General features: G+C 65.0%; 20 protein-coding genes and 1 pseudogene. 10 read left to right on the top strand and 11 right to left on the bottom strand.

Going from position 1 to position 26,030, the window contains the following annotated elements; translation table 11 throughout:
- Window positions 1–341 precede the first annotated feature (341 nt).
- The gene (locus ACJQWM_RS05345; RefSeq protein ID WP_332702489.1) at window positions 342–1,301 is read left to right on the top strand and encodes a glycosyltransferase; all 960 of its coding nucleotides are present in this window, start codon (window positions 342–344) and stop codon (window positions 1,299–1,301) included.
- Window positions 1,302–1,304: 3 nt separating this feature from the next.
- Window positions 1,305–3,086, top strand: a complete 1,782-nt coding sequence (locus ACJQWM_RS05350; RefSeq protein ID WP_332702487.1) for a capsular polysaccharide export protein, LipB/KpsS family — start codon at window positions 1,305–1,307, stop codon at window positions 3,084–3,086.
- Between the two features lie 201 nt (window positions 3,087–3,287).
- Here ACJQWM_RS05350 and ACJQWM_RS05355 read toward each other — a convergent pair whose 3' ends face one another.
- The 3 genes from ACJQWM_RS05355 to ACJQWM_RS05365 form a co-directional block, all read right to left on the bottom strand.
- Window positions 3,288–3,788 (bottom strand): NUDIX hydrolase, encoded by a 501-nt coding sequence (locus tag ACJQWM_RS05355; RefSeq protein WP_411306714.1) that lies wholly within the window; start codon window positions 3,786–3,788, stop codon window positions 3,288–3,290.
- Window positions 3,789–3,908: 120 nt separating this feature from the next.
- Window positions 3,909–4,856 (bottom strand): 5'-3' exonuclease, encoded by a 948-nt coding sequence (locus ACJQWM_RS05360; protein ID WP_332702483.1) that lies wholly within the window; start codon window positions 4,854–4,856, stop codon window positions 3,909–3,911.
- On the bottom strand, window positions 4,853–5,377 hold the full coding sequence (locus ACJQWM_RS05365; protein WP_332702577.1) for a nitroreductase family protein: 525 nt from the start codon (window positions 5,375–5,377) through the stop codon (window positions 4,853–4,855). The genes ACJQWM_RS05360 and ACJQWM_RS05365 overlap by 4 nt, the downstream gene beginning before the upstream one ends.
- 220 nt (window positions 5,378–5,597) lie before the next feature.
- On the opposite strand from ACJQWM_RS05365, the gene ACJQWM_RS05370 reads away from it, so the two are divergent.
- Complete coding sequence (locus tag ACJQWM_RS05370) at window positions 5,598–7,895, top strand: DUF1631 family protein (protein WP_411306706.1); 2,298 nt, start codon at window positions 5,598–5,600, stop codon at window positions 7,893–7,895.
- Between the two features lie 222 nt (window positions 7,896–8,117).
- Window positions 8,118–9,245, top strand: a complete 1,128-nt coding sequence (locus ACJQWM_RS05375) for an NAD(P) transhydrogenase subunit alpha (protein WP_332702479.1) — start codon at window positions 8,118–8,120, stop codon at window positions 9,243–9,245.
- Window positions 9,246–9,342: 97 nt separating this feature from the next.
- Here the strand turns inward: ACJQWM_RS05375 and ACJQWM_RS05380 are convergent, their stop codons facing one another.
- The 3 genes from ACJQWM_RS05380 to ACJQWM_RS05390 are packed head-to-tail and all read right to left on the bottom strand — an operon-like array spanning window position 9,343 to window position 10,765.
- Entirely contained in the window at window positions 9,343–9,801 is a 459-nt protein-coding gene (locus tag ACJQWM_RS05380) for a DUF3106 domain-containing protein (RefSeq protein WP_332702478.1), read from the bottom strand.
- Window positions 9,802–9,803: 2 nt separating this feature from the next.
- Entirely contained in the window at window positions 9,804–10,211 is a 408-nt protein-coding gene (locus ACJQWM_RS05385) for a hypothetical protein (RefSeq protein WP_411306707.1), read from the bottom strand.
- Window positions 10,202–10,765 carry an RNA polymerase sigma factor gene (locus ACJQWM_RS05390; RefSeq protein WP_332702575.1) on the bottom strand — a complete coding sequence of 188 codons (564 nt, stop codon included), beginning with the start codon at window positions 10,763–10,765 and terminating at the stop codon, window positions 10,202–10,204. The genes ACJQWM_RS05385 and ACJQWM_RS05390 overlap by 10 nt, the downstream gene beginning before the upstream one ends.
- Window positions 10,766–11,095: 330 nt before the next feature.
- Between ACJQWM_RS05390 and ACJQWM_RS05395 the strand changes: the two genes are divergently transcribed.
- Window positions 11,096–11,395, top strand: coding sequence for an NAD(P) transhydrogenase subunit alpha part 2 (locus ACJQWM_RS05395; protein ID WP_332702474.1), 300 nt, complete (start codon window positions 11,096–11,098; stop codon window positions 11,393–11,395).
- Between the two features lie 112 nt (window positions 11,396–11,507).
- Window positions 11,508–12,944, top strand: a complete 1,437-nt coding sequence (locus ACJQWM_RS05400; protein ID WP_332702471.1) for an NAD(P)(+) transhydrogenase (Re/Si-specific) subunit beta — start codon at window positions 11,508–11,510, stop codon at window positions 12,942–12,944.
- A 223-nt stretch (window positions 12,945–13,167) separates the two neighbouring features.
- Here ACJQWM_RS05400 and ACJQWM_RS05405 read toward each other — a convergent pair whose 3' ends face one another.
- Window positions 13,168–13,587: a hypothetical protein gene (locus ACJQWM_RS05405; protein WP_332702470.1), complete on the bottom strand. Its 420-nt coding sequence runs from the start codon at window positions 13,585–13,587 to the stop codon at window positions 13,168–13,170.
- Between the two features lie 126 nt (window positions 13,588–13,713).
- Between ACJQWM_RS05405 and sufT the strand changes: the two genes are divergently transcribed.
- Together sufT and ACJQWM_RS05415 are read left to right on the top strand one after the other, a co-directional pair.
- Window positions 13,714–14,265 carry a putative Fe-S cluster assembly protein SufT gene (sufT, locus tag ACJQWM_RS05410; RefSeq protein ID WP_332702468.1) on the top strand — a complete coding sequence of 184 codons (552 nt, stop codon included), beginning with the start codon at window positions 13,714–13,716 and terminating at the stop codon, window positions 14,263–14,265.
- Window positions 14,266–14,756: 491 nt separating this feature from the next.
- Window positions 14,757–16,475, top strand: a pseudogene (locus ACJQWM_RS05415) (S8 family peptidase); the annotation flags it as partial.
- Between the two features lie 558 nt (window positions 16,476–17,033).
- On the opposite strand, the gene ACJQWM_RS05420 reads toward ACJQWM_RS05415, so the two are convergent.
- Window positions 17,034–17,522, bottom strand: a complete 489-nt coding sequence (locus ACJQWM_RS05420) for an asparaginase domain-containing protein (protein WP_332702466.1) — start codon at window positions 17,520–17,522, stop codon at window positions 17,034–17,036.
- A gap of 361 nt (window positions 17,523–17,883) precedes the next feature.
- Window positions 17,884–18,234: a helix-turn-helix transcriptional regulator gene (locus ACJQWM_RS05425; protein ID WP_332702573.1), complete on the bottom strand. Its 351-nt coding sequence runs from the start codon at window positions 18,232–18,234 to the stop codon at window positions 17,884–17,886.
- A gap of 328 nt (window positions 18,235–18,562) precedes the next feature.
- On the opposite strand from ACJQWM_RS05425, the gene ACJQWM_RS05430 reads away from it, so the two are divergent.
- Together ACJQWM_RS05430 and ACJQWM_RS05435 are read left to right on the top strand one after the other, a co-directional pair.
- Window positions 18,563–23,758 carry an RHS repeat-associated core domain-containing protein gene (locus ACJQWM_RS05430; RefSeq protein WP_332702464.1) on the top strand — a complete coding sequence of 1,732 codons (5,196 nt, stop codon included), beginning with the start codon at window positions 18,563–18,565 and terminating at the stop codon, window positions 23,756–23,758.
- 737 nt (window positions 23,759–24,495) lie between these two features.
- Entirely contained in the window at window positions 24,496–24,756 is a 261-nt protein-coding gene (locus ACJQWM_RS05435; RefSeq protein WP_332702462.1) for a hypothetical protein, read from the top strand.
- Window positions 24,757–25,008: 252 nt separating this feature from the next.
- Here the strand turns inward: ACJQWM_RS05435 and ACJQWM_RS05440 are convergent, their stop codons facing one another.
- Both ACJQWM_RS05440 and wrbA read right to left on the bottom strand, forming a co-directional pair.
- Window positions 25,009–25,350, bottom strand: a complete 342-nt coding sequence (locus tag ACJQWM_RS05440) for a DUF2069 domain-containing protein (RefSeq protein ID WP_332702460.1) — start codon at window positions 25,348–25,350, stop codon at window positions 25,009–25,011.
- Window positions 25,347–25,940, bottom strand: a complete 594-nt coding sequence (gene wrbA, locus ACJQWM_RS05445; protein WP_332702458.1) for an NAD(P)H:quinone oxidoreductase — start codon at window positions 25,938–25,940, stop codon at window positions 25,347–25,349. Before wrbA ends, ACJQWM_RS05440 begins: the two co-directional genes overlap by 4 nt.
- Window positions 25,941–26,030: the final 90 nt, after the last annotated feature.

Here is a 26,030-nt window from a genome sequence, read left to right on the forward strand (position 1 = left end):
ACCGTCCTAGGCCTGCTGCGGGTGCTGATTCCATAGGCGTTCTACATCTGGGGCATCGGCGGCTTCATCGGCGCGCCGCAACCCGGCATCGTGTTGGCGAGCTCCCTCGCGCTTGTGGGCGTCCTCATCGCCACATCCGCAGCGACCACGCCGGTCGATCAGACGTCTGGGTTGGTCGGGGAAAGGCTGCCACGGCGGCTCCTTTACTAGCAAGCCACAAGAGTTAGGGTGAAGGTATGTTATTCAAGAGCAAAGTTAGCCCGCGTGTTCTTTTTGTAAGTTGGACAGCACGAAACGCGAGGCCATTCAGCGACCCATCGGTGCGATATCGCTGCTTCAACATGTCGCAGGAGCTGACGCGCCGCGGCTACCGATCCGAGGTTGTTTCTCAGCTAAATTTCGAAAGATCTTTCGAGGAGCTGGATAGGTATGACGCGTACATTTTCCACCGCCCTTATCTAAACAGCTTTTTGGCCGATTTCCTGGCCGCTCACAAAGGCCAGTGCATCGCCGACTTCGACGACTTTATTTTTGACGTCCGTTTTGCTGATCAGACGCCCATGGTACGGGTTCGAGGTGCGTCTTCAGTCGCCACCAGGTCTTACGTGGCGAGCACAGCAGAGGCGGCGAGCATGTTTTCGAGGTTCACTGTGTCGACTGCGCCGCTCAAGGCTCACTGTGAGCGGCTATTCGAGGGCGCCACCGAAATCATTCCTAATTCCGTGGATCGTGGGTTCGTAGGGTCAGCTCGTGTCATTCGAAGGAATTCCCGCTATCAGGATCGTCCGTACGCGATCGGCTATTTTTCCGGCACGGCGACCCATGATCTAGACCTTGTTGTTGCCGCTCCAGCCATCGCAAAATTTCTGAAGGCCAATCGCGGTGCACGGATGCTTGTCGTTGGCCCCGTAAAGATGCCACAGGAGCTGAGCGCCTTCTCCGCACAGATTAATGTACAGGATCTAGTTCCCTATCATCGGCTCCCACGAATAATGGCGCAATGCAAGCGGGTGATAGCACCGCTGGAAGATACCGTATTCACTCGCTCCAAGAGCGGACTGAAGTTTTTTGAGGCCGCACTAGTAGGCTGCGATGTAGTTGCTACACCGATTCCGGATATAGATCGGTTCGACTCCTCAGTTCTATTCAAGTGTCAATCGACGGAAGACTGGGAAGAAGCTTTGACAGCGCCATGCCTGCTTTCCGAGAGTGACAGGGAGGAGGCAATACGTAGCGTTGAGGACATGGTGAGGATAGAAGCCTCCTTCTCAAACTGGCGCAGTTTCGTGGGCGTGAAGTGACCGATGAAAATTCTTGTCTATATTGAGCCGCACCCTATACGAAATTATCACGAGGAGTTTCGTGACGTTGGGAAGATGATCGTAGAGGCCTTGGTGCGCACGGGGAGAGGCGGGAGATTCGATTTCCGTTTCTTTTCCAACAACATTGTGGCCGATGATATCGTCGCGGCTATACCTGCGGCATCTTTACAGGTTATAAGGCCGACTTTGGAAGAGTCGACGGTCATGAGTGAGTTCGACCGGACCTGGAACAAGCCGGCCATCGACGAATGGCTCAAGCTGGTTCGCGGGGACGGTGCGATATCCATGACGTATACACATATGCTGGAGAGGATCTACGGCGAGTTTCCCTTCGATGTCATCGTGATGTGGTCCGAAAACGGGGCGGCCCGCAGCTTCGGCGCTGCACGGAACATGCCCGTGGTCAACCTTGAATACGGCCCCACGCGAAGTCCTTTGCACAAGACGTTCTACATGGACGGCAACGGGACGAATGGCAACGCATCGGTGCTGAATGTATCCGATGAGGTTTTGGCGTCGCTGGACCCGCTGCCGCCCGAGACCTGGATAGCGGCTCAGGCCGGCCAAGGTGTCGACGAGGATCAAGTCGGATTGCTGGATGCGGGAAACACGCTAAGGTCACAGGGCGCGGACCAGTTGGTCCCGTCGGCGCCTTACGTTTTTGTCCCGCTGCAATTGGCAGACGATCTGAACACGCTTGTGCATTCTCCGTTTGCGTCTCCTGAGGAGTTCTTGCGAGCGATACTGCCGCTCTATACGCGCGCAGGCTATCGAGTCGTCGTAAAGGGACACCCGGGCGCAGCGGGTCGACCGTACAACCTAGCTCGCGAGGCCGAGGCGCTGCTATACGCAAGGTCGTTTGGTGAGAATGTCGTGCTTGTCCCACGGGAGCTTCCCTTTGCGTCATCGATAAACCTGATAGTGCAAAGTTCGCTCGTAGTAACTATCAATAGTTCAGTCGGATTCGAGGCAATATTGCTCGGGAAAAAGACAGCGCTATTTGGTGCCGCGGTGTATGGCCGAAGTGGGCTGCTGAGTTACGACTCGTCCGGTGATCAGTCCGCCCTTGAAGCGTGGGTGACGTTCTTGTGCGGCCATTACTTTCTTCCCTTGGAAGCATTGACCGATGGGGACGCGCTAATAGAAGGGATATTCGCCATTTCAGCAGAGCATCATCGGGGAGGTAAGTACGACGACGCTTTTTGGCGCGACTGGATCGAGCGGATGCCGCAAGGTATGCAATGGGCGACTGCGGGTGACGCAAATAGGCCGCTGTGTGCGATGACTGAGCCCGGGACTGGTCGGACTTTGGCGGGCTTCAGCGAACTATCTGAAAGTCGCGAGCGGGCTATCTTCCGCAGATCCGGATCAGTACATGTACGCGCCACCTTGCACGGCAGCGGTATACAGGCGTTCGCAACCTCGCAAGCCGGTAAGTTTTTCGGGTTCGTGGATGAGCTAGCCGAAAAAGACGAGAGCACCGTGGTCGTGCGCGGATGGGCGCTTGAATCGAGCGGGCAGCGGCCGCCGGTGCAGGTGTTTTTCTGCGCGGATGATCGCATCGTGTCTTGCCATCGGGCAGCCACTGAGCGCAAAGACGTGTTCGATCATTTCGACGGCATGATCGCGAAGCGTGTTGGATTTACTTTTGAGGTAGACAAGAAAGTGTTACGTGACGCTGGATTTTGCAGCCTGATGCTGCTCTCGTCGGACAACTCGGTGCAGGAAGTGCTGCTCCGAGAGGGCGCGATAGGTTCTGTCTAGCTGGCCTTCGGTCTCCAGCGATAGGAATGGCGAGACGTCTCGACCTGGCTTGGAGGATCAGCGCCAAATCAGTCAGTCGGGCTTGCGGGGGCGTTTTCTGCCGTAGCGCCATGGCCCGCCGCCAGCCGCCGCCCACAATCCAGAATGCGCATGGCATCGTGCCTAAAGGAGAGGAACGCGGTCTTTTTACAGTGGGCCGATTCACCCCGCCGGCGAGCCATCCGGATTGAACTCGATCATCCACAGGCCGGCCCATAGCTTGAGGTCGACCTCGTAGCCTTCGGCGTACTTCTGCATCAGCCAGGCCGGCGCCTGCGCGCGCGGCACTTCGTGCACGATGATGTCCTCGCCGTCGACGCCGCCGCCGTTGCCGACCTTGCTCAGCCCGCGCGCGCGCACGAAGGCGATGCGCTCGCTGCTCATGCCCGAGGAGGTGGGGCCGGTCAGCAGTACGTCGACGTGTTCCGGCCGCCAGCCGGTTTCCTCGATCAGCTCGCGGTACGCGGCTTCGGCCAGGCTGTCGTCGGCCCGGTCGTCGCCGACCAGCCCGGCCGGCATCTCGATGGTGCGGGCGCGCAGCGGCATGCGGAACTGCTCGACAAACAACACGTTGTCGGCCGGGGTCACCGCGATCACGATCACCGCCATGCCGCGTTCGCCGTGGGTGCGTTCGGCATACTCCCAGCGGCCGCGGCGGACCATGCGCAGCCAGCGGCCTTCGTACAAGGTTTCCAGCGGGGCCTCGGCCTCGGCTGCGATGCGATCTGCAGGGGTGTGCTCGGCGTGCTTGTCCATTGGGCCTCCGGGTGCGATCGCCCGATGCTACGCCGGCTGCGGTGATCCGACGAAGTCGAGCCCGGCCGACTGGTACAGCCGGCGCCGCGTCAGCGGCCCGAAACGCAACGACTCGCACAAGCTGCCCAAGCCGACGGGGTCGGCGTTGCCGCGCACGAAATGCAGCGCTGCGCCGTCCAGCGGCACTTGGCAGGCGATCGTCGCCAGTTGCCGGCACAGCAACGCCTGCTCGCGGTGCAGCTTGAGTCTGGCCGCGGTGCTGGCGGCGCCGCGCAGGCGCAGGTACGGCACCTCCTCGACCCGCTCCAGCAGCGCATCGAGCGTGCCGAAATGCGCCAGCAACGCCGCCGCGGTCTTGGCACCGATGCCCGGCACGCCCGGGATGTTGTCGACCGGGTCGCCGCTGAGGGCGAGGTAGTCGGCGATCTGCCCAGCCTGCACGCCGTGGCGTGCGTGCACCCCGTCCATGCCCCAGCGCTGGTTGCGCGCGTAGTCCCACTGCTCGTCGCCGTGCTCGAGCAGTTGCGAAAGGTCCTTGTCGGCCGAGACGATCACCGCGCGGAAGCCATGGGTGCGCGCGGCCACGCAGGCGCTGCCGATCAGGTCGTCGGCCTCGTACTGCTCGTGTGCGAGTACCGCCAGCCCCAGCGCCACGCACAGCGCCTTGCAGTGCTTGAACTGGCGGCGCAGCTCCTCCGGCGCGGCTTCGCGGTTGGCCTTGTAGGCCGGATACAAGGCGTTGCGAAAGCAGGAATCGTGGGCCTCGTCGAACGCGACCGCGATGTACTGCGGGCGGGCGCGTTCCAGCAGTTCCAGCAGGAATCGGGCGAAGCCCTGCACCGCGTTGGTTGGCCAGCCATCGGCGCCGCGGAACTCGTCGGGCATCGAGTGCCACGCGCGGAACACATAGAGGCTGGCGTCGACCAGGTACAGCGCGCGCCGCGGCGGGATCGATGGAGCGCTGCCGTCGCTCATGCCGGGGTCCAGTCGCTGAGCAGCTCGTGCGGATCGGGACGGTCGCGCTCGGGCACGTGCAGCTTCGGCGTGCCGATGTGGACGAAACCGACGACGTGCTCGTCCTGCGCCAGCCCCAGCCAGCGCGCGACCTCGGCATCGTATGCCGCCCACCCGGTCAGCCAGACCGCGCCGAACCCGAGCGCGTGCGCGGCCTGCAGCAAAGCGAAGCACACGCAGCCGGCGCTGAGCAGGCGTTCCTGCTCCGGAATTTTTTCATCGGGCCCAAGCCGGGCGACCACCGTCACCACCAACGGCGCATGCGAGAAACGCGCACGGTCCTTCTCGATCACCGCATCGCTGGCCTCGGGGTCGCGCTGGAGGCTGCGCACCGCCAGGCGCTCGCCGAGTGCATCGCGCGCGGCGCCGCGGATCGTGAGGAAACGGAACGGCACCCGTTTGCCGTGGTCGGGTACGCGCACGGCCGATCGCAGCATGCGCAACAGGGTGAGCTGATCCGGCGCGGGCAGACCCAGCTGCATCGGCGGCACCGAGCGGCGGGTATCGAGCGCGGCCAGCGCGGCATCGGCCTCGGCGGGGGCGGGGCTGCTGGTGCAGGGGCCGTCTTGGAGAAAACCACGGTCAATAGGCGACATCGGTCACAAATCGGAAACAAGGGGGGCGACCGGCCCTATGTTGACACTATGCTGCGACCTATGTCGTAAGGCGACCTTTCCCGTCCTGCCTGTCAGGGGAACTGATGTGTCCACTCCTTCGCTAGGCGCAAACGATCCTCTGAACGCGGTCGCTGGCGCGCCCGCCGATCCCCAGCGCGTGCTGGAGGAGATCAAGCGCCTGTCCGTCGAGCAACTCGGCGGGGTGCCGGGCCTGTTGTTCCGCGGGGTCGAGCAGGCCCTGAACGCGGCCGCGCAGGACGACACCGCACAGCCCGGCAATTTCGAGGACCTCTCGGCGCTGCGCCAACTGCGCCAGCAGAACGCCAGCCTGATGATGCGCTTCCGCCAGCAGGTCGCGCAGGGCTTCGACGACTTCCGCGGCCTGCGTGTGCGCCGCCGCGGCGATCTGCCGCTCGGCCTGGTCGACCACGAACACCTCGATTTCCACCTGGCCGGCCAGCGCGTCGGCGAGCAGCTGGCGCAGCGCTACTCGCGGCCGCTGGAGATGATGCAGGCGCGCCTGCGCTCGCTGACCGGCGCGCTGGGCGTGGCGGAGTCGGGCAACCCGATCGGTCCGGAGCGGCTGGTGGCGGCGTTGGTCGAGACTTTCCGCGAGACCGAGCCGACCGCCGAGATACGCATCCTGCTGTTCCAGCAATACGAGCAGGAGCTCGCGCGGGTGCTGGGCGACCTGTACGGGCGCATCAACTCGCTGTTGGCCTCGGCCGGCTACGACGTCACTGCCGCCACCCGTGCCAAGCAGCGGCAGGACACATCGTTCGTGCTCGACACCGTCGAGCCGGTACCGCATCCCAGGGCCCCGGTCGGAGCACCCCCCGCGCGGGACCCGGCCGCAGCCGCGGACGCAACCGCGCCAGGGGAAGGGCCGGCGCTCGATGGCGCGCGCACCATGCAGCCGCGACCATCGCACGCGCAGGTTTCCCCGGGACTGGCGGCCGAACTGTCGGAACTGCACTCGCTGCTGCACGCCTGGCGCGAAGGGTCGCAACAGCGCGCGCAGCCTGCGCGTGCGCAGCAGGACGTCTCGCCGCCGCGCCGGGAACTGCGCGTGGAGGAGGTGTTGAGCGTGGCCTCGATGCTGCAGCCGGAGCCGCCGGATGCATTCGCCCGCGCGCTGGCCGGCTCGGGCCGGCTCGGCGACACCATTCGCGACCACCTCAGCGACGGCGCCCGCCGGCTCGGGCTCAGCCCCGACCAGACCCGGTTCAGCGCACAGGAAGAGGACGCGATCGACCTGGTCGCGCTGCTGTTCGATTCGCTCTTCCGCACCCATTCGTTGCAGGACCGAGCGCGCCGCTTGTACGCGCGGCTGGTGCTGCCGTACGTCAAGGTCGCGCTGACCGACGAAAGCGTGTTCGTCGCCGGCGAGCACCCCGCGCGCAAGCTGCTCGATGCGATCACCGAAGCCTGCGAGGGCAATGTGGCGGCGACCCCGCACGAGCGCGAACTGCTGGACCGCGCCGCGGCCGCGTCGCAGCGCATCGTCGCCGAGTACAACGAGGACATGGCCGTGTTCGAGCTGGCCCACGCCGAGCTCGACGCCCTGCTCAGCCAGCAGCGTCGCCGGGGCGAGTTGCAGGAGCAGCGCGCGGTCAAGGCGACCATGGGCCGCGAGCGCCTGGGTTGCGCGCGATCGACCGCCGACGGCGCACTGCAGCAGACGCTGGGCGAGGCGCCGGTGACCGACGCGGTGGCGGAGTTCCTGTCGATGTCCTGGCGCCACCACGTGGTGCAGACGGTATTGCGCGAAGGCGACGACAACGAGCGCCGCAACGAGGTACTCGGGCTGGGCGAGGCGCTGGTGGAGGTCGACGGGCTGGCCGGGGCGAACCGCGGCTGCGAGCTGGCCGACCGCCTGCTCGAGCTGGAGCCGGCGATCATGCAGTGTCTGGCCGGTTCCGGCCTCGACGAGAGTGCCGCGCGCCAAAGCCTGGCCACGCTGGTGCATGCGTTGGCCACGCCCGATCGGGCGCGCCACAAGCCGGCGCCCGCTCCGCTGGCTGCCGACAACGAGAACGACGGTGCCGATGACCGCCGCCTGTGGCTGGCCGGTGGCACCGACACGACCGGTCACGACGAGGCGCTCGCCGCGCGCATGCGCAAGCTCGCGCCCGGCGAATGGCTGCGCCTGACCGACACCAACGGCGAGGTCAGCGCCGCGAAGGTCGCCTGGGTCAGTCCGCTGACCTCGCGCTTCCTGCTGGTCAACCGCCGCGGCGTGCGCGTGCTGGTCGCCTCGGCCGAGGAGTTGGCCTTGCTCGCCAGTGCCGGCCGCGTGCAGGTCGGCACCGAGCGCACAGCTTTCGATGAGGCGATGCGGCAGGTGCGGCAGCGTTTGGACAAGGCGGTCGGCCAGCGTTAGGTCGGCACGTACAAGCGAGCGTAGGCCGGGCTGCAAAGCCCAGCGCGTTCCGCCATCGATTGCCGGCGGCTGGCTGCCGAGCTGAGCTTGCAAGCCCAGCCTGCGGAAATGTCAGGCTCTCCCGAGTTCCGAGTTCCGAGTCCCGCGCCGCGCCGCGCCGCGCCGATCGCGCCGTCCCGACGCATTCGTTACGATGCCGCGAACCGCGTACGGAGCGATCGCATGGCAGAGACGGCAGGCAATGGGGCAGGCGTGGTCGTGGGTATCGCGCGTGAAACCGCAGCGGGTGAACGGCGGGTGTCGCTGAGCCCGGAAACCTGCAGGAAACTGGTTGCCGCCGGCGCCCGGGTGCGGGTCGAACGCGGCGCCGGGCGCGGCGCGGCCTTCAGTGACGACGCCTACGCCGAGGCCGGCGCGCAACTGGTCGGCGATGCCGCTGCTGCCCGCGATGAGGCCGATCTGGTGCTCTGCGTGCAGCCGCCGGAAGCCGCCGCACTGCATCGCATGCGCCAGGGCGCGACGCTGGTCGGGCTGCTCGCGCCGCAGGCCGATGCCGCGCGCGCCGAGGCGATCACCGCGCGCGGGTTGCAGGCGTTCCCGCTGGAGCGCTTGCCGCGCACCACACGGGCGCAGGCGATGGACGTGCTGAGCTCGCAGGCCAGCGTCGCCGGCTACAAGGCGGTGCTGATCGCGGCGCAACTGGCGCCACGGTTCTTTCCGATGCTGACCACCGCCGCCGGCACGATCCGCCCCTCGCGGGTGCTGGTGATCGGCGCCGGCGTCGCGGGTCTGCAGGCGATCGCCACCGCGCGCCGGCTCGGCGCGCAGGTCGAGGGCTTCGATGTGCGGCCGGAGACGCGCGAGCAGATCCAGTCGCTCGGCGGCAAGTTCCTCGACCTCGGGGTCAGCGCCGCGGGCGAGGGCGGTTACGCGCGCCAGCTCACCGATCAGGAACGCGCCGAGCAGCAGCGCCGGCTCGGCGAGCACCTCAAGCACGTCGACGTCATCGTCTGCACCGCGGCGGTGCCGGGCCGGCCGGCGCCGAAGATCATCAGCGCGGCGATGGTCGCCGGGATGAAGCCCGGCAGCGTCGTGGTCGATCTGGCCGCCGAGAGCGGCGGCAACTGCGAGCTGACCCGGCGCGGCGAAACCGTCGACGTCGACGGCGTCAGTGTCGCCGGGCCGCTCGACCTGGCCAGCAGCGGCGCGGTGCATGCCAGTGAGATGTACGCGCGCAACCTGCTGAACTTCGTCAGCTTGTTCATCAAGGACGGTGCGCTGGCGTTCGACTGGAGCGACGAGTTGCTGGCGCGGACGGTCTGGCCCGAACGCGCCGCCGCGGCCGCCTGACCCGAGTCCCGGATCCGTGTTCCACGACTCGTAGGATGGGTTGAGCGCAGCGATACCCATCGAGCGCGCATGCCTCGAGTACGCACCTGCCGCGAGGTCACTCCCGCGGCCGGGCCGCCGGTGGTGTCTCGCAGGGACGATTGGCCTGCACCCAGTTGCGACGCTGTTCGGTGGTCATCTGCTTCCACCGGGTCTTCAGCGCACGCCGCTGTTCCGGCGCCAGGCCCTGCATTTTTGCGTACAGCGCACGCATTTGCTCGCGCTGCTCACGGTTCATGCCGTGCCAGCGTTGCATGCCGTGATGGGCGCGCTCGCGCTGCTCCGGCGTCATTTCCCGCCAGCGTTGCGCGTGCTGGAGCATGCGCTCGCGCTGGTCCGGTTCGGCGTTCCAGCGGTCGCGGATCGGAGTGATCAGTTGTTCGCGTCGGGCCTGATCGAGCTGCTCCCACGCCGGCAGCGGGGCGCTGGGCGGTGTGGCGAGTCCTGGCAGGCCGACGGCCATCAAGGCCAGCAGTGCGGCAACGCGGCACCAATGGCGGGTAGGGGCGGTGCTCATGGTCATTGCTCCGGAGCTGGCGGCAGGGCGTCGTCGTTGGCGGCCAGCCACAAATAGAGGTCGGGGTTTTCATCAAGTGCGGCGACTGCCAGGTCAACTTGCGCAACCGGCGTGATCTCGTCCAGCGGTGGCGGCGTCGATGGCGGCATCGAGGGTGCAGTGAAGTGCTGCAGGCCCAGCGCCAACGCGAACACTGCGGCGCAAAGGCCGGCGAGTCTCCAGCCGGTGCCACTCACCGAGGAAGCCGTACCGTTCGCGGTGGCGTGACGGTGCGCGCGCAGGCGCGCGTGGATCGATGCCGGTACCTGCCTCAGCGCCTCGGCATGGCGCGCACGCACTGCCCGGTCGAAAGCCTCGTCATGCAGGTCAGGGTCGTGCCGACCGGCGCCTGTCGGGATGTTCATCGCCATGCCTCCAGTTGCCGCTGCAATGCTTCGCGCGCGCGCGACAGGTGGGTCTTGACCGAGCCCTCGCTGCACCCCATCGCCCGCGCGGTGGTGGCGACGTCGAGCTCCTCCAGGATGCGCAGGCTGAAGGCCTCGCGCTGGCGTCGTGGCAGCGCGCCCAGCGCATCGACCAGCCGTTCGTAGGCCTCGCGGTTGTCGTGGCTGCGCGACGGGCCCGGAGTGCTGTCGTCGGTCCATTCGACCACGCCGCCGTCCTCGCGGTCCGCGGCCGGCGCCAGCCAGCGCATCCGGAAGGTGCGGCGCCGCTGGATGTCGACGATGCGGCTGCGCAGGATGCTCCAGAACAGCGGCGTCCACTCCGGGGGCGGCCGGTCGGCGTAGGCGAGCATCTTGATCATCGCGTCCTGCACCGCGTCCATCGCGTCATCGCGCTGGCGCAGGCCGATCTCGGCGAAGCGGAACGCGCGCGCACCAATGTCGGCGAGAAACTGCTCCAGCGACACCGGTTCGCGCGTGGCTTCGCCCGCGGTGGTTTCGCGCGGAGCGGCATCGCGCACGCCAGCAGCGGCGGAGTCAACGGCATCGGGGCTCACGTGCAGCAGCATAGCGCCCGCGGCTCACCCGCCGGCACGACGGCCGTGGCGTGCACGCGAGGCCCTCGTGACCGGACAGCACTGGGCTGGACCCACATGGTTGCTCATCGGCGCCTCCCTCATGCCGACCTCGCTGGCGGCTTGGTGAGGACAACGTCCGAGGCGGGCGACGGTTGACAACCGCGGAGCGCCGGGCTTTCGCCGGATGCGCGGATGGTTATGATGCCGGGGGTGCCGCAGCCGATGAATGCGGCCCAGTCACGCTATTGGGGCGGTCACGCCACGGGGGACGAGATGAGCGAAGGGTTCGAGGCGCTGTACATCTTCATGCTGGCGGCGATCGCCGGCCACGTGATCATCTCGCGGGTGCCGGTGATCCTGCACACGCCGCTGATGTCGGGCTCCAACTTCATCCACGGCATCGTGCTGATCGGCGCGATGGTGGTGCTGGGGCACGCCGACACCACCCTGGAGAAGGCCATCGGCTTTGTCGCGGTACTGCTGGGCGCGGGCAATGCCGCCGGCGGCTACGTGGTGACCGAGCGGATGCTGGAGATGTTCAAGTCGTCCCGGCGGCCGGGGGGCCAAGCGTGAGCAACGGGACCGGGGACCGGGAACCGGGGACCCGGGTAGAGCCCCGGCGCGCGTCGGCGGTTGCTGTTTCCCGGGTCCCCGGTCCCGGGTCCCGAGTCCCGGAGTCCCAGCCATGAGCGCCGGCGAACTGCGCCTGCTGCTGGTCGGCGCCAGTTACTTCATCGCCGCGACCCTGTTCCTGATCGGCCTGCAGCGCATGGCCTCGCCGGTGACCGCGCGCAGCGGCATCCGATGGGCCGGGGTGGGGATGGTGCTTGCGACCGCGGCGACGTTCCTGCTGCCGGACCTGCACAACCTGGGGTTGATCGTGACCGCGCTGGTGATCGGCACGGCGGCGGCCTGGATCTCGGGCAGGAAGGTCGCGATCACCGACATGCCGCAGATGGTCGCGCTGTACAACGGCATGGGCGGCGGTTCGGCCGCGGCGATCGGTGCGGTCGAGCTGCTGCGCTGGTCGGCGCTGGTGCCGTCCAATCCGCTGCTGGCACAGTTGCAGGCGCAGATCGGACCGGACACGTTCACCCGGACGCTGGCCGTGACCGGCGCGGCGATCGGTGCGATCGCGCTGTCGGGGTCGGTGATCGCCTGGGCCAAGCTCGACGGCCGGCTCGACCGGCGCGTGGTGTTTCCCGGTCAGCAGCTGTTCAACGCTGCGGTCTTCGTGGCGATGGTGGTGCTGGGTGGCATCGTGATTGCAACGCTGGACCCGCTTGCGATCGTCGGGTTTTTCGCGCTGGCACTGGCACTGGGCGTGCTGATGACGCTGCCGATCGGCGGCGCCGACATGCCGGTGGTGATCTCGCTCTACAACGCGCTGACCGGCTTGGCGGTCGCGTTCGAGGGCTATGTGCTGGGTTTCGATGCGCTGATCATCGCCGGCACCATGGTCGGCGCGGCCGGCATGCTGCTGACCAGGCTGATGGCCAAGGCGATGAACCGGCCGATCAGCGGCGTGCTGTTTTCCAGTTTCGGCGGTGGCGGCGCCACGGCGCAGGAGATCGCCGGCAGCCAGAAGCCCATCGAGGCCGGCGACGTCGCCGCGATGATGGCGTACGCCGAGCGCGTGGTGATCGTGCCCGGCTACGGCATGGCCGTGGCGCAGGCGCAGCACAAGATCTGGGAGCTGACCCAGAAGCTGGCCGAGCGCGGGGTCAAGGTGAAGTTCGCGATCCACCCGGTGGCAGGTCGCATGCCCGGCCACATGAACGTGCTGCTGGCCGAAGCCGGCGTCCCGTACGACCTGATCGCCGACATGGACGACATCAACCCCGAGTTCCCCAACACCGACGTGGCGCTGGTGATCGGCGCCAACGACGTGGTCAATCCGGTGGCGAAAACCGACCCGGCCAGCCCGATCTTCGGCATGCCGATCCTCGACGTGGTCAATGCGCGCCACACCATCGTGATCAAGCGCGGCAGAGGCACGGGTTTTGCCGGCATCGAGAACGCGCTGTTCTACGCCGACAACACGCGCATGCTCTACGGCGATGGCGCGGAGATGGCCGGCGCGCTGGTATCGGAGCTCAAGGCGCTCGAGGGCGGGCATTGATCGCGGATACCGCATCGCCGGCGAACCCGTACGCTGGGCTGCCAAGCCCAGCACCGGTCGAACGCGGTGCTGGATCGATCGCGATGGCGGGTTGAAACCCGCCCCACGCCGGCGCGGACGGATGCGCGGTTGTTGTAGGAGCGCCCCTGCCCTGACAAGCATGGGGCGCGAAGCCGACGCGGTCGCGGGCATGGCCCGCTCCTACAGCAGGCTTTCGTAGCGCTCAGCGTGCGGTCAGCGCCGCAAGCACCAGCGCCAGTACGATCCAGGCGACATCAGCGGGTCCATTGGCAAGCTGCGCCAACGTCCATGCATGCTGGCTGCCGAGTTTCAGCGCCGACTCCCACGGCTGCAGGCCGAGTGCCGCGCCCAGGTGCGAGGCGGTGATGCCCCAGTTGGCCAGGACCACGATCAGCCCGGTGCCGATCAACGCCAGGCCTGCGCGGATGCTGCCGGGCCGCCATCCGCCCAGGCGCAGCATCCAGGCCACATCGAGCGCGCCCAGTGCGGCCATCCAGCTCTGCTGGCCCTCGGTGTAGAGGCTCACAAGCACCCAGATGGCGGCAAAGCCGGCCACGCTGAGCAGCAGCAGCAGCCACGACAGCCAGTTGGCGCGGCGCGAGGAAGAAGCAGCGGGTTTCATTCAGGGAGCGATCCGGTCTACCGGCAAGCCGCACAGCATAGCGGCCAAGCTGGCCGGTAGAATGGCCGGCCTTGTGCCAGCGCCCGGCACCCCAATCTTCTCGACACCTCTTTGGCGTATCCCGGTATGTACTCCCGCAGCAGCGAACCTGTCCGTTTCGAGCGCGATTGCGCCGCCGTCCTGGTGCCGCAGGGCGAGGCCGTCAACTTGCCCGCCGGCAGCGTCGGCTACGTCACCCAGGCGCTCGGCGGCAGCTACACCGTGTTTGTCGAGGGCAACTTGTTCCGCATCGCCGGCCACGACGCCGATGCGATCGGCAAGGAGCCGCCGCAGCCGCTGCAGTTGCCCGAAGGCGCCGACGACGACACCGTCGAGCAGATGGTGTGGAAGCAGTTGCGCACCTGCTTCGATCCGGAGATTCCGATCAACGTGGTCGATCTGGGCCTGGTCTACGAGGCCGTGGTGAAGCCGGCCGACGATGGCAGCCGGCTGGTCGAGGTGCGCATGACCCTGACCGCCCCCGCCTGCGGCATGGGCGACATCCTGGTCGACGACGTGCGCGACAAGATCGAGATGATCCCCACCGTCAGCGAGGCCGATGTCGAGCTGGTGTTCGACCCGCCGTGGAACCGCACGATGATGTCCGAGGCCGCACGCCTCGAGACCGGCATGCTGTAGCGGGCCGGGCAGCACTCTCGACAAGCAACTGCGCCGGCCTGCGCCTGACGGCCGGCACGCTCAGCCCCCGTGCATGCCGCTGATGCACATGACTTCGGTCATGGCGAGGCGGGTGGCGCCCTACCACCCGCAGCGATGCGGCTGCCGGAGAAACAGCGCGCAGCGCAGCGCGGCCGGCGGTGTAGTACCGAGCGATCGACGCTCGCCAGATAGGCACTGACGCGCCTGCCGACCAGCGCGGGACATGACCATTGGCATAGGTCGAGGCGCTCGGATTGTGCTTGATCGGCCTAACCGCGACCTCCGTCACAAAAGCATGCCGTTAAATGCTGCGACTGCAGCTTGAATCGACCCTGAACGGACCGATAGCGTGGGTTTGCTGACGTCATGCGTCAGTTTCTGGCGTCGTCGGATCGGGATGTCGAGCAGGTATCCACTTGCGCGGTCCCGATGCACGGCGTCTCGTCCAATCTTCGGGGGTTCAATCAGATATGTCTCAGTCCTATTCGCGTCGCCTGCGCGTACGCGCGCTCGCGGCCGCCACCACGATGGCGCTGCTGTCCGCTCCTACCTGGGCCAATGACCGCGTCAACATGAGCGGCCTGCAGTCCGCGCCGACCCACGACCGGTTCATCGTCAAGTACCGCGATGGCAGCAGCGAGCACGCCAGTACCGCCGCGCTCGAGCGCGCGCTGAACAATGCAGCCGCCGCAGCCCGCAGCGGCCGGGCGCTCGGCCTGCAGCACCTGCGCCGCATCGCCACCGGCGCCGAGGTGGTGCGCAGCAACCGCAAGCTCGATCGCGCCGAGGCCGAAACCTTGATGCGCCAGCTCGCCGCCGATCCGAACGTCGAGTACGTCGAGGTCGACCAGCTGATGCAGCCGGCACTGACGCCCAACGACACGCATTACGCCGGGTACCAGTGGCACTACCACGAAGCCACCGGCGGGATCCGCGCCGATCAGGCCTGGGACGTGAGCAACGGCAACGGTGTGGTGGTGGCGGTGCTGGATACCGGAATCACCGCCCACAGCGACCTGGACGCCAATATCGCGGCGGGCTACGACTTCATCAGCGATGCGGGCAAGGCGCGCGACGGCAACGGCCGTGACAGCAACCCGCAGGACCAGGGCGACTGGGCCGCCGCCGATGAATGCTACAGCGGCAGCCCGGCGAGCAACTCCAGCTGGCACGGCACCCACGTGACCGGCACGGTCGCGGCGGTCACCAACAACGCCAAGGGTGTGGCCGGCGTCGCCTACGGGGCCAAGGTCGTGCCGGTGCGCGTGCTCGGCAAGTGCGGCGGCTTCACCTCCGATATCGTCGACGGCATCACCTGGGCGTCGGGCGGCAGCGTCTCCGGCGTGCCGGCCAATGCCAACCCGGCCGAGATCATCAACATGAGCCTCGGCGGCTCCGGCACCTGCTCGAGCACCTACCAGAACGCGATCAACGCCGCGGTCAACCGTGGCACCACGGTCGTGGTCGCGGCCGGCAACTCCAACGCGGACACCGCCAACTTCACCCCGGCCAGCTGCAACAACGTCATCGCGGTGGCCTCGACCACGCGCCAGGGCGGCCGCTCGAGCTTCTCCAACTACGGCAGCCTGATCGACGTCGCCGCGCCGGGCAGCGACATCGCCTCGACCGTCAACAGCGGCAGCACCACGCCGTCGACCGAAAGCTACAGCCTGATGTCGGGCACCTCGATGGCGTCGCCGCACGTCGCCGGCGTGGCCGCGCTGATGCAGGCCACTGCCGGCGGTGCGCTGACCCCGGCCGACATCGAGTCGACGCTCAAGAGCACGCTGCGCGCATTTCCGACCAGCATCGACAAGGACATCGGCGACGGCATCGTCGACGCACGTGCCGCGGTCGACGCGAGCGGTGGTGGCGGTGGCGGCGGCGGCACTCTGACCAAGGGGGTGACCGAAACCAACCTGTCGGCCTCCACCGGCAATTCGCTGAGCTACACCCTGGAGGTGCCCTCCGGCGCCACCGACCTGAGCTTCGTGATCAGCGGCGGCACCGGCGATGCCGATCTGTACGTGAAGTACGGCAGCGCACCGACCGACAGCTCCTACGACTGCCGGCCGTACAAGAGCGGCAACGAGGAGCGCTGCGACTTCGCCAGCCCCGCGGCGGGCACCTGGTACGTTCGGGTGGATGCGTACTCCAGCTTCTCCGGCGTCAGCCTGACCGGCGACTACGCCGAGTCTAGCGGCGCGCCATGCACCGGTTGCACCCAGTACACCGGGTCTCTCACCGGCAGCGGCGATTCGGAGATCGAGCCGGACGGCACCTACTACTACAGCGGATCGTCCGGCAGCCACCAGGGCTGGCTGGAAGGCCCGTCCGGGACCGACTTCGACCTCCGGCTGTACAAGTGGAACGGCAGCAGCTGGAGCCAGGTGGCCACCTCGCTCAACTCCGGCTCCAGCGAGTCGATCAGCTACAGCGGCACCGCCGGCTACTACTACTGGAAGATCGAGTCCTACTCCGGCAGCGGCAGCTACGACTTCTGGCTGAAGAAGCCGTAATCCACGGCGACGGCACCGTGTCCCAGGACCCCGGCTTCGGCCGGGGTTCTTTTTTGTGCGGCGGAAGTCGCTCGTTGCGCTCGCTGCGAGGAGCAAAGTCGACGGCTGCGCCGCCTGTGAGCAGACACAACGACGGTTGCAGAGCTTTTGCTGCTGTCTCTACTCACGCCCCTCACAGCCAGCGGAGCGAGCGACTCCTGCGGCGGCGCAGCCGCCGGACTTACTCCCTCAGCCCAGCGCCTCGAAGCGGTTGGCGGCGACGTTCTTGCGCACCCGGGCCGGATCCCAGATGCGCCCGTTCATCGCGATGTAGACCCCGGCCGGCAGCGACTGCACCGCGCCGACCGCGGTGCCGATGTTGAACTCGGCATCGGAGCCGCGGAAACGCGCCGGGTTGAGCGCACCGGTCAGCACGATGGTCTTGTCCTGCACCTGCGACAGCACCCGGGCGGTCGCGACCATCGAATCGGTGCCGTGGGTCACCAGCACATGCCGCGCCGGCTGCGCGGCCACGGTCGCGCGCAGCAGCTCGCGGTCCTCATCGGTGATGTGCAGCGAATCCTTGCGCAGGATCGGGACGACGCTGTAGCGGAACGCCACCCCGAGCTCGTCGAGAATGCGCCCGATCTGCGGCTCGCCGATCTGGTAGTCCGACTTGTCGTCGAAGTAGATCTTGTCGATCGTGCCGCCGGTGGTGACGATGCAGAGCTGGTCCATGGGGCGTCGCGATGCGGAGGAGTCGGCGGATTATACGACCCACGTCCCCGCCGCCGCCGCGGTGCTGCGGCATCTGCGGCCTGTAGGAGCGGCTTCAGCCGCGATCGATCGGCAGGTCGCCGATGCCGACTCCAGATCGCGGCGGAAGCCGCTCCTACAGGGGCGGGTTGCGCTTCCCACCGAACCGCGCACGCAGCCCCGGCAGGCTGCCGGCGACCACGATGCCCACCGACAGCACGATGGCCAGCGATGCACGCAGCAGCTCCGCGGAAAGCGCCTAGGCCACCCTCACCGCGTGGCTGAACATCCGAGTGCCGCGCTCTGAGCAGACTACTCATCCGCTTACGATCAGGGCAGGCGTCTATTTGGATAGCAATTCAAGAATTGCGCAGGCCGTCTCCTGCTTCTTCGGCGATAGGCGCCGAATCAACTCCAGAACTCTGCTTTCCTGCTCGTTCTGGGCAAAATCATGGACGGTGACCGCTAGATCAAATTTATCGCCCTGATGGCAATGCTGTCCGCGACCAGTAGCGAGCCAATCGAAGCAGACATTGGTAGCAACTGCTACTTGGGCAAGGTGGCGAGTGCTAGGAGCGGTGCCAGCGGTGCACTCCCATTGCGCAACGGCGCTGCGTTTGACCCCGACGCGCAGAGCGAGACTCGTCTGAGTCAAGTTCGCCATGCCGCGGGCGCGGCGGATACGTGAGGACATCGCAAACACTTGACTCTCCTTGTCTACTTGGCACGGCGGCTGTCAGAAGTCCGCGCGACTAACCCGTTAGTGATTCTAGCGTCATCTTGTACAGAACTTCTGTCACCAGCCTACCTCGCCGCTGCGTCCAATCGTACCGAGCAATCGGAGTAAGGCGCTCTTATCAGCCCGCCGCCGGCATTCGCTTGCACGTGGCCCGAGGCCGCCCTAGGTTGCAATCGGGGAGGCTCTGCAACCAGGCGACGCAAACCGTGCGTGCAACGGTCGTCCGACCGCGCCCGGGCATGCCTGCTATGACTCTCATGGATGACTATCAAGGGGCGGGCTCATGTTGCGATTCATTGTTGCTAGCGGGCTGTTGATCGCTGGAGTGGTTACGGGAGCGCAGGTCGCGCATGCCGGTGAACCGAATTTAAAGCCGAGATTTATCAGCACCCAGACAACAGTCGAACGTTCCGACGGCGCGATCATTAAATTCATACCGATGGCTTCGAGCCAGGAGCTCCTTTCCGCGGGCGCTGCTGAGATACCCACGGAAGACGACATCCTGCCATGTTTGGTGCGCACCTACTCGGACTGGGTATCGTGGTCACCGTGCAGCATCGCTGGCAATGTCATGGCATCCACCGACTACGGAATGGGCTATCGAGTCAATCTCGATGGTGAGACTCCACGTTACAGCGTGCGATGGTGGACGGACGGAGCTAACCTCGGCAGCGACTATGAATTCGACGACAGATGCCCTGAAAACTGGTACTTCGACTATGGCGGGACGTTCGCTGGCGATGAAGTTTGTTGGTCGGCGGGAACACTGTATACAACCTGGCGATATCCAGCTCATCCCGCAGGCGAATACACCTTCTATCGGTCAACAACTTACGGTCCGCTCCCAAATGACGCGGCAACCGTGATGCCGGGAACCCTGGAGATCGAGTCCGGAAACGGGCAGGTAACCTTGACCGATCAGCAGGCGCAGGCACCGCTGGTCGTCGGCCTCCGGGACTTCCGGGGTGAGCGTGTCAGCTTCCCCGTGGATCCACAGCGCGACAGCACCAACTCTTTCAATTTCACAGTCAGCGGTCCCCACAGGAGCGTGGGCGCGGCAACATTGCCTGCCAGCGATGACCCGGACAGCACAGGGCTGGTCTCTGTCATGTTCCGTTCCGGCAACAAAACTGGCGATTACACGGTCGATGTTTCATCGGAAGACGCGACGCTGCTCTCACCGGGGTTCCGAGTCACAGCGGTGGAGCGACGCGAGCCGCCGGACAATACCGATGACGAGGAAGGCAATGGCGAGGAAGAATGTACCGTCGCCGACCCAGTCAGCGTCGGAATAGGGAACAGCTTCCAGCAGGAGGTCGATTACGCGCGAACCGGGCTGTCTCCACTGGAGTTTGTCCGGTCGTACAACGCATTGGGCTCGAAATCACGGCTGATGCGAAATTACTGGACGACGACCTTCGACCGGGAAGTATTGCCGGCAGCCGTCGGGGGGGCGCCCACGCGAGTGCGGAGGCCGGATGGTCGCGTCATCCCGTTCACGCTGGTGGGAGGGAGCTATCAGTCGGCTCGACCCTACTTTCATGGCACATTGAAGGCCCAAGAAACCGGCTGGCAATATGTGAATGAAGACAATGTTACGGAAACTTATGATTCCAGTGGCCGCTGGATGACTATCGCCGATGCGGATGGACGCACGCTTTCCTCGACATGGAACACCAAGGGTTTGCTCACGGAAGTCACCGCAAACACCGGCGAGTCATTGACTTTCGACTACGAGAGAACGACTCGGCAGTTGGAAGCAGTCACCGATCATGCCGGCCGCACCTGGAGGTATCGGTACAACGGTTACGCCAACCTGCTGCAGGTGGTGCGCCCGGATGGCATTTACCACACCTACCACTACGAGGCCCATCACAACCCCTATTTGTTGACCGGAATCAGCATCGGACGTAACGAGGCGCCCAACAGTTTGGACCGATATGTTACGTGGGAGTTCGATACATCCGATCGCGTGACGGCCAATTACCTGACTGGCGGGCTGGAGCGCTACGATATCGTTTACAACGACGTCACTGACGAGCGAACTGTCACCGACGCGCTCGGCAATGAAAGTACCTATCAGGCATTAGTCATTAATGGCCGTGGCTTCGTCGATGCTGTGGTCGGCCCCGGTTTTGCGTCCTGCGGTTTAGCGGATTCCGTGATCGAACGCGACGAAGAGATGAACGTGGTCAGTCGAACGGCTTTCGGCCGCACGACGCAATATGGCAATTACGACGACCACGGGCAGTACGGATCAGTGGTCGAAGCTGCCGGAACGGATGCGCCGCGCCACGCTGAATATGCTTATGACCCGCGCTTTCTAAACAAGCCGATTTTCATAATCCAGCCCTCTGTCGCTTCCGGTCGATACAAGACCACAGAGATGTTTTACGACTATGCGGGCAATATGACCCGGCAAGTCTTGAGTGGCTACCGACCGGATGGTACCGCTGTATCACGCACGATGGATATTGAACATAACGGACCGTTCGGGCAGGTTTCGGCCATCGATGGGCCGCGTTCGGATGTCGTGGACGTTACGCGTTTCGAGTACGACCCGCAAAGCCGACGGCTGCTCCGCGTGATCGATGCCAATGGCATAGCGTTGCGCAACAACGTCACCTACACGGCGACGGGTCAGGTTGCGGCCGAGGACATGCCTAGCGGCGGCCGCCTTGCCTACAGCTATTACCCTGGTTCGGACCTGCTCGAGTCGGTGACGGAGACCGGGCCGGGTGTATTACGAACGACCTCGTGGACCTATAGCGATCGGCGCTGGGTCACTGCGATCAGCTTTAGCGATGGCGTCAATCCCGACTCAACTGCTCGGTTCGACTACAATGCAGCCGGTGACATCGTCAGTATTTCGTCACCCGATGCGGGTTACATCCGATTTTCGTACGACCGTGCCGGAAACCGAATCCGGGACAGTTATATCGCCGGCTTCGTCGGTCCGGAGCGCCGATGGATCGAGCGCATCTTCGATGCATACGGTCGTATCGAGTCGCTGATCAACCCATACAACAGTTCCAGTACGCAGACGCATCCGGATGGAACGCGCTCAAGCGACATCGGCGGACGCGGTCAGGTCACCCGGTACAGCTACGATGATCTCAGGCGTCTGACGCAGGTTCTCCAACCCGGACAACTTCCGACTACGTTCGGCTACGACGTCGAGGATCGGCTGACGAGTGTCACCGACGCCAACGGAGCCAGCACGTTAGAGGTCTACGACGATCTCGGAAACAGACTGCGCTTGGACAGCCCGGATACCGGCGTGACGCATTTTGCCAGCGACTCGGCCGGAAATGTGGTCCAGTCCACCAATGCGCTGGGTGAAGTCACGTCATACGCATTCGATGCCGGCAACCGCCTGCTGGAAGTGGATCGCCTGGGTACCGCCGATGACGAGCTCTATTTGTACGACGACTGCGCACACGGGCTTGGCCGTGTGTGCAGTATCACCAATGGCATAGGCGAGTTTGTCGAGTATGAGTACGACGCATCCGGTCGCATCGCCACCCAGAGAACGAACTCCGGGTCGCTCGCGTATGAGTACGACGCAGCCGACAATATCGTGGCGCTGACTTACCCGTCGCGACGTCGGGTGAGCTATCTCCGCAACAGTGTTGGACAAGTCACAGATATAACGGTCACCGATGGCGGCAGCACGTACTTCATAGCGCGGGATATTCTTCGCCTCCCGTTCGGGCCGGCCACACGCTGGATCTACGGAAGCGGCCTGGTTGAAAATAGAGAGTACGACCTGCAGTACCGCCCGATGTCATTCGACGCCGGCGGCCGCTCGTCCGTGACCTACGACGTTTACGACGGCGACAGCAATCCGGTACGGCGGACGGTCAACGGCGACGCGCAAACTTTTGCCTTCGACCTGCTGGGTCGTCTGGAGGTGGCTACCGGCGGGTTCGGCTCGCGCGACTACGACTACGATCCGGTTGGCAACCGCACTTCCGTGACCGTGGACGGGCTGACGAGGTTCTATACCTACCAGGACCAATCCAACCGCCTGCTGGCCGATACGCAGTGGGCGTACGCGCTGGATGCCAACGGCAACGAGGTCCAGCGCCAAGCCGCCGACGGCAGCGGACGGGATCTGATACATACCGCCAAGAACCGTCTGCTAGGGGTCACTGACCTGCAGGACCCTGTCACCCTGTTCGGCGGCTATCGCTATAACGCGCTCGGCCAGCGGACGATCAAAAGCACGCCCCACGGCGATACACTGTTCGTATACGGCCTTTCCGGTGAGCTGCTGGCCGAATCGCTACCGGGAGGCAGCGTCACCCAGGAATACGTCTACCTGGATGGAGCGCCGATCGCCCTGCTCGGCGCGCCCACTTCTCCCGTGGAGCCGGTGGCTGTTGATCAGATCATCGATAATCCGGTACCGGCGCTGCCGTACTGCTCAAGCTTGAAATCCCGGAAAGCAGTCGAAGGAAATTACCTCGAGTGCACCGACTCAACTGCGTTTCGATTGGAGTGGCCGTGGGAGCCTCCTTATTCAGGCTATTACGACGTCTACGTCAAATGGGCTTGGAGGTCCGGCGATCAGTGCTACATTTTTGAGGGGGAGTCTACCTACACCTGTGGTGGGAGCAATTTACGTGCGGGCGCCTGGCTCTCCCTCGGCAATCATCACCTTCGTGAGGGCGGCCGGTATCCTGTCGTGGGTCCGGTCGATGCGACGAACTTCACGATCCGGATGGATGCCGTCCGCTATGTGCTGACCAAGGCGGATTCGGCGCCGCGCGACTACAAGTACGTCCATACGGACGCGCTCGGCACACCGCTGCGGGTAACCGATCAGGGCGGCACCGTTGTCTGGGCGGCAATGTATGATCCGTTCGGAATAGCCGCAGTTGACAGCGACCCTGATGGCGATAGCACGCAGCTAACGCTCAATCTGCGCTTCCCGGGACAGTATTACGACGCGGAAACCGGCTTTCACTACAACTACTTCCGAGACTACGACCCCAGCAAGGGCAGGTACCTCCAGTCGGATCCGATCGGGCTGGCGGGTGGAGTAAACACCTATGCCTATGTCGGGGGGAATCCGATCATGTGGATTGACCCACTTGGCTTACAGTCAAGAACGAATGACTGGGTTCAGAACCAGATGGGCGGCAGCCCAGAGAACGGCTCGCTTGGTTTGGCGGGGAGTCGTGACGCATTTGAAGGTTGGTTCAATACGTTCAGAGGGCTTCCTGAGTACACCGGAAACGCAAGCGTGCGAATTGGAAGCTGTGTTCTCAAGTGCGGAGTGAATGAGTTCATTGGATCAAGTGCAGGGGAATTCATATTCAACGCGCATGAGATGGCGGCTGAGAAGGCCATCGGAGATGCTGCGAAGGAAGCGGGCTACAAATGCCTAGGTAAGGCTGCGGGTCTGTACGGTGCCGCTAACACCATTGCTGATACAGTGAAAACAGCTGGATGTTCTTTGGAGTGCAGGTAGTGGCTTCACGTAAAGAGAAACTGGCTGCTGTCGCTGTCGCTGTTTGTTTACTCACATTGACATTCCTAAACAGGCTATACCGAACTGCGAGCAGAAATGATTTGCCGATGTTCTCAAGGCAGGCGCTTGAAACAGGCTGGCTTTACTGGGTTGGTATTCTTCTCGGTGTGATCGGATACATTGGGTATTGGATCTATTCCGCGAATCGAAAGTAACGTCAGAAGCCCTACCAAGTGCGGGGCTTCTTCTTAGCAGCTGCTGTTGTCGCGGTTGTCAGGAACGCAGCTCGCAGAATTCAGGTGGGACTTCTCATGAGTTGGAAGCGCACTCTTACTTGGTCGGCCTTGATATTCTTTGCGGCTTTTGTCGTTGGTTCTTCCCTAGGCACTGGTACTGCATCAATGGTTGGGATTTTTGTGAGTAGCTCCACTTTGTATTGCCTATTCCTTAGGCCAATTCGCAAAAATCGCTTTCGACACGCGTTCGCCGCATTTCTTTTGGTAGAGGCGATTGATTGGATTGCCCCACTATTGCTCGGGGCGTCGCTCAGCCAGGTCCTTGGCAACTGGGACTCGTCAGCCCGCCATATGGGCGCTGCATTACTCGGACTCGCAGTGTCCAGCCTGACGGCCATACGGCGGGTAAGCGACGATGCGTAGATCTCGTAGGGCGGACCCGCCTTGAGGCACCCGAAGCCCCGACCTTGCCGGAGGGCTTCTTGTTTAGCGGCTGGCCTGTTGCTGCTGCAGCACGGTACCGATCATTTGCATGACGAAGCGCTGCTGGGCCTTGGCAGGCGGGTGATGCGTTCGAGCTGCTGTTGCAGCTTCGGCGCCGCCCGCGCTTGTCGCCGCCGCGTGCAGTCTGTAGCCGATCAACTTCGCCCAAAAGCACCGTTGCACACCGCGTCCATCGCTCCGCATCGCTTCGGCAAGCTTTACCGCGGGCGCGTGGTCCTTACCAGCTATTTCCGCGACTTGATCGGCGATTATGTGTAAGCGGAAGTGTTCGGCGCAGGATTGGCGCTCAGCTATTCGTAAGAAGGCCGAATGCTAAGAATATCGGGGAATTAGATGCGCAGGGGTTCGCACAATCAGCATCGGCATCGCCCGAGGTAGTGCCCCCCAAGGCCTGCCGTGGCCAACCGCCTACATGAGATGAGGTCGAAAAGGATTCTTGCGGTCGCGGAAACGACGAAGCAACGCAACGTGTGGTGAGGCGCACCGGTGGACAACGGGCGGCGGCGGTCTTCAGCGCTCGCGCTTCCCACCGAACCGCGCACGCAGCCCCGGCAGGCTGCCGGCGACCACGATGCCCACCGACAGCACGATGGCCAGCGATGCCGGCAGCAGCGCCGCGGGCCTGGCCCACGCGATCATCACTGCGTGGGCGAACCAGCCCAGCGCGAACACCCCGGCCCAGAAGCCGGCGCTCGTGACGCCGCGCCACACCGCAAGCGCCAACAGCAGTGGCGGCAGCGCGAACACCAGCAGCGCCGCCAGCACGTGCGCGTCGTTGCGAAACCACGCTGCGTACAGCGCGGCCAGCGCCAGCAGCGCGGCAGCCAGCCAGCGATCGGAGCGGCGCATCATGCGGCGAGCTTCCGCGCGAGGGTCGCGAGCCGGCGCCCGAGCGCGCGTGCCAGTTGTGCTTCCTCGTCGCTGAGCTGCGGGTCGTCGTCGTTACCGGCGACGTGGCTGGCGCCGTACGGCGTGCCGCCGCTGCGCGTGCTGGTGAGCAGCGATTCGGTGTACGGGATGCCCAGCAGCACGCAGCCGTGATGCAGCAGCGGCACCTGCATCGTCAGCAGGGTCGCCTCCTGGCCGCCGTGCATCGAAGCGGTCGAGGTGAACACCACCGCGGGCTTGCCGACCAGGGTCCCGCTGGCCCACTCCGCGCCAAGGCCATCGATCCAGTGCTTGAGCGGGGCGGCCATGTTGCCGAAGCGGGTCGGGCTGCCCAGCGCCAGGCCGACGCATTCGACCAGGTCCCGGGACTCGACGTACGGGGCGCCTTCCTCCGGCACCGGCGGCGCGCTCTGCCGGGTGACGGCGGCCACCGGCGGCACGCTGCGCAGGCGCGCGCTCATGCCCTCGACCTCGCCGATGCCGCGCGCGATCTGCCGCGCCAGCCGCGCGACCGAGCCGCCGCGGCTGTAGTACAGGACCAGGATCTCGGGCATCGCGTTCTCAGGCGTTCGGCGTCGGGTGCAAGGATAGAGGATCGCGTGGCGTCGGCGCCGCCCGCGTACACGCGCGTAGGAGCGAGGTGG

Origin of the sequence: Novilysobacter longmucuonensis (assembly GCF_046600735.1) — a bacterium.
Lineage (GTDB): Bacteria > Pseudomonadota > Gammaproteobacteria > Xanthomonadales > Xanthomonadaceae > Novilysobacter_A > Novilysobacter_A longmucuonensis.

Excerpts from the sequence above, each read along its gene's own strand:
- ACJQWM_RS05425 (WP_332702573.1), bottom strand. The coding sequence starts at position 18,234 with ATGTCCTCACGTATCCGCCGCGCCCGCGGCATGGCGAACTTGACTCAG.
- ACJQWM_RS05405 (WP_332702470.1), bottom strand. The coding sequence starts at position 13,587 with ATGAAACCCGCTGCTTCTTCCTCGCGCCGCGCCAACTGGCTGTCGTGG.
- ACJQWM_RS05360 (WP_332702483.1), bottom strand. The coding sequence starts at position 4,856 with ATGAGCGACGGCAGCGCTCCATCGATCCCGCCGCGGCGCGCGCTGTAC.
- ACJQWM_RS05380 (WP_332702478.1), bottom strand. The coding sequence starts at position 9,801 with ATGAGCACCGCCCCTACCCGCCATTGGTGCCGCGTTGCCGCACTGCTG.
- ACJQWM_RS05400 (WP_332702471.1), top strand. The coding sequence starts at position 11,508 with ATGAGCGCCGGCGAACTGCGCCTGCTGCTGGTCGGCGCCAGTTACTTC.
- ACJQWM_RS05355 (WP_411306714.1), bottom strand. The coding sequence starts at position 3,788 with ATGGTCCGCCGCGGCCGCTGGGAGTATGCCGAACGCACCCACGGCGAA.
- ACJQWM_RS05440 (WP_332702460.1), bottom strand. The coding sequence starts at position 25,350 with ATGATGCGCCGCTCCGATCGCTGGCTGGCTGCCGCGCTGCTGGCGCTG.
- sufT (WP_332702468.1), top strand. The coding sequence starts at position 13,714 with ATGTACTCCCGCAGCAGCGAACCTGTCCGTTTCGAGCGCGATTGCGCC.
- ACJQWM_RS05345 (WP_332702489.1), top strand. The coding sequence starts at position 342 with ATGTCGCAGGAGCTGACGCGCCGCGGCTACCGATCCGAGGTTGTTTCT.
- ACJQWM_RS05420 (WP_332702466.1), bottom strand. The coding sequence starts at position 17,522 with ATGGACCAGCTCTGCATCGTCACCACCGGCGGCACGATCGACAAGATC.
- ACJQWM_RS05350 (WP_332702487.1), top strand. The coding sequence starts at position 1,305 with ATGAAAATTCTTGTCTATATTGAGCCGCACCCTATACGAAATTATCAC.
- ACJQWM_RS05395 (WP_332702474.1), top strand. The coding sequence starts at position 11,096 with ATGAGCGAAGGGTTCGAGGCGCTGTACATCTTCATGCTGGCGGCGATC.
- ACJQWM_RS05365 (WP_332702577.1), bottom strand. The coding sequence starts at position 5,377 with ATGCAGCTGGGTCTGCCCGCGCCGGATCAGCTCACCCTGTTGCGCATG.
- ACJQWM_RS05385 (WP_411306707.1), bottom strand. The coding sequence starts at position 10,211 with ATGGCGATGAACATCCCGACAGGCGCCGGTCGGCACGACCCTGACCTG.
- wrbA (WP_332702458.1), bottom strand. The coding sequence starts at position 25,940 with ATGCCCGAGATCCTGGTCCTGTACTACAGCCGCGGCGGCTCGGTCGCG.
- ACJQWM_RS05375 (WP_332702479.1), top strand. The coding sequence starts at position 8,118 with ATGGCAGAGACGGCAGGCAATGGGGCAGGCGTGGTCGTGGGTATCGCG.
- ACJQWM_RS05430 (WP_332702464.1), top strand. The coding sequence starts at position 18,563 with ATGTTGCGATTCATTGTTGCTAGCGGGCTGTTGATCGCTGGAGTGGTT.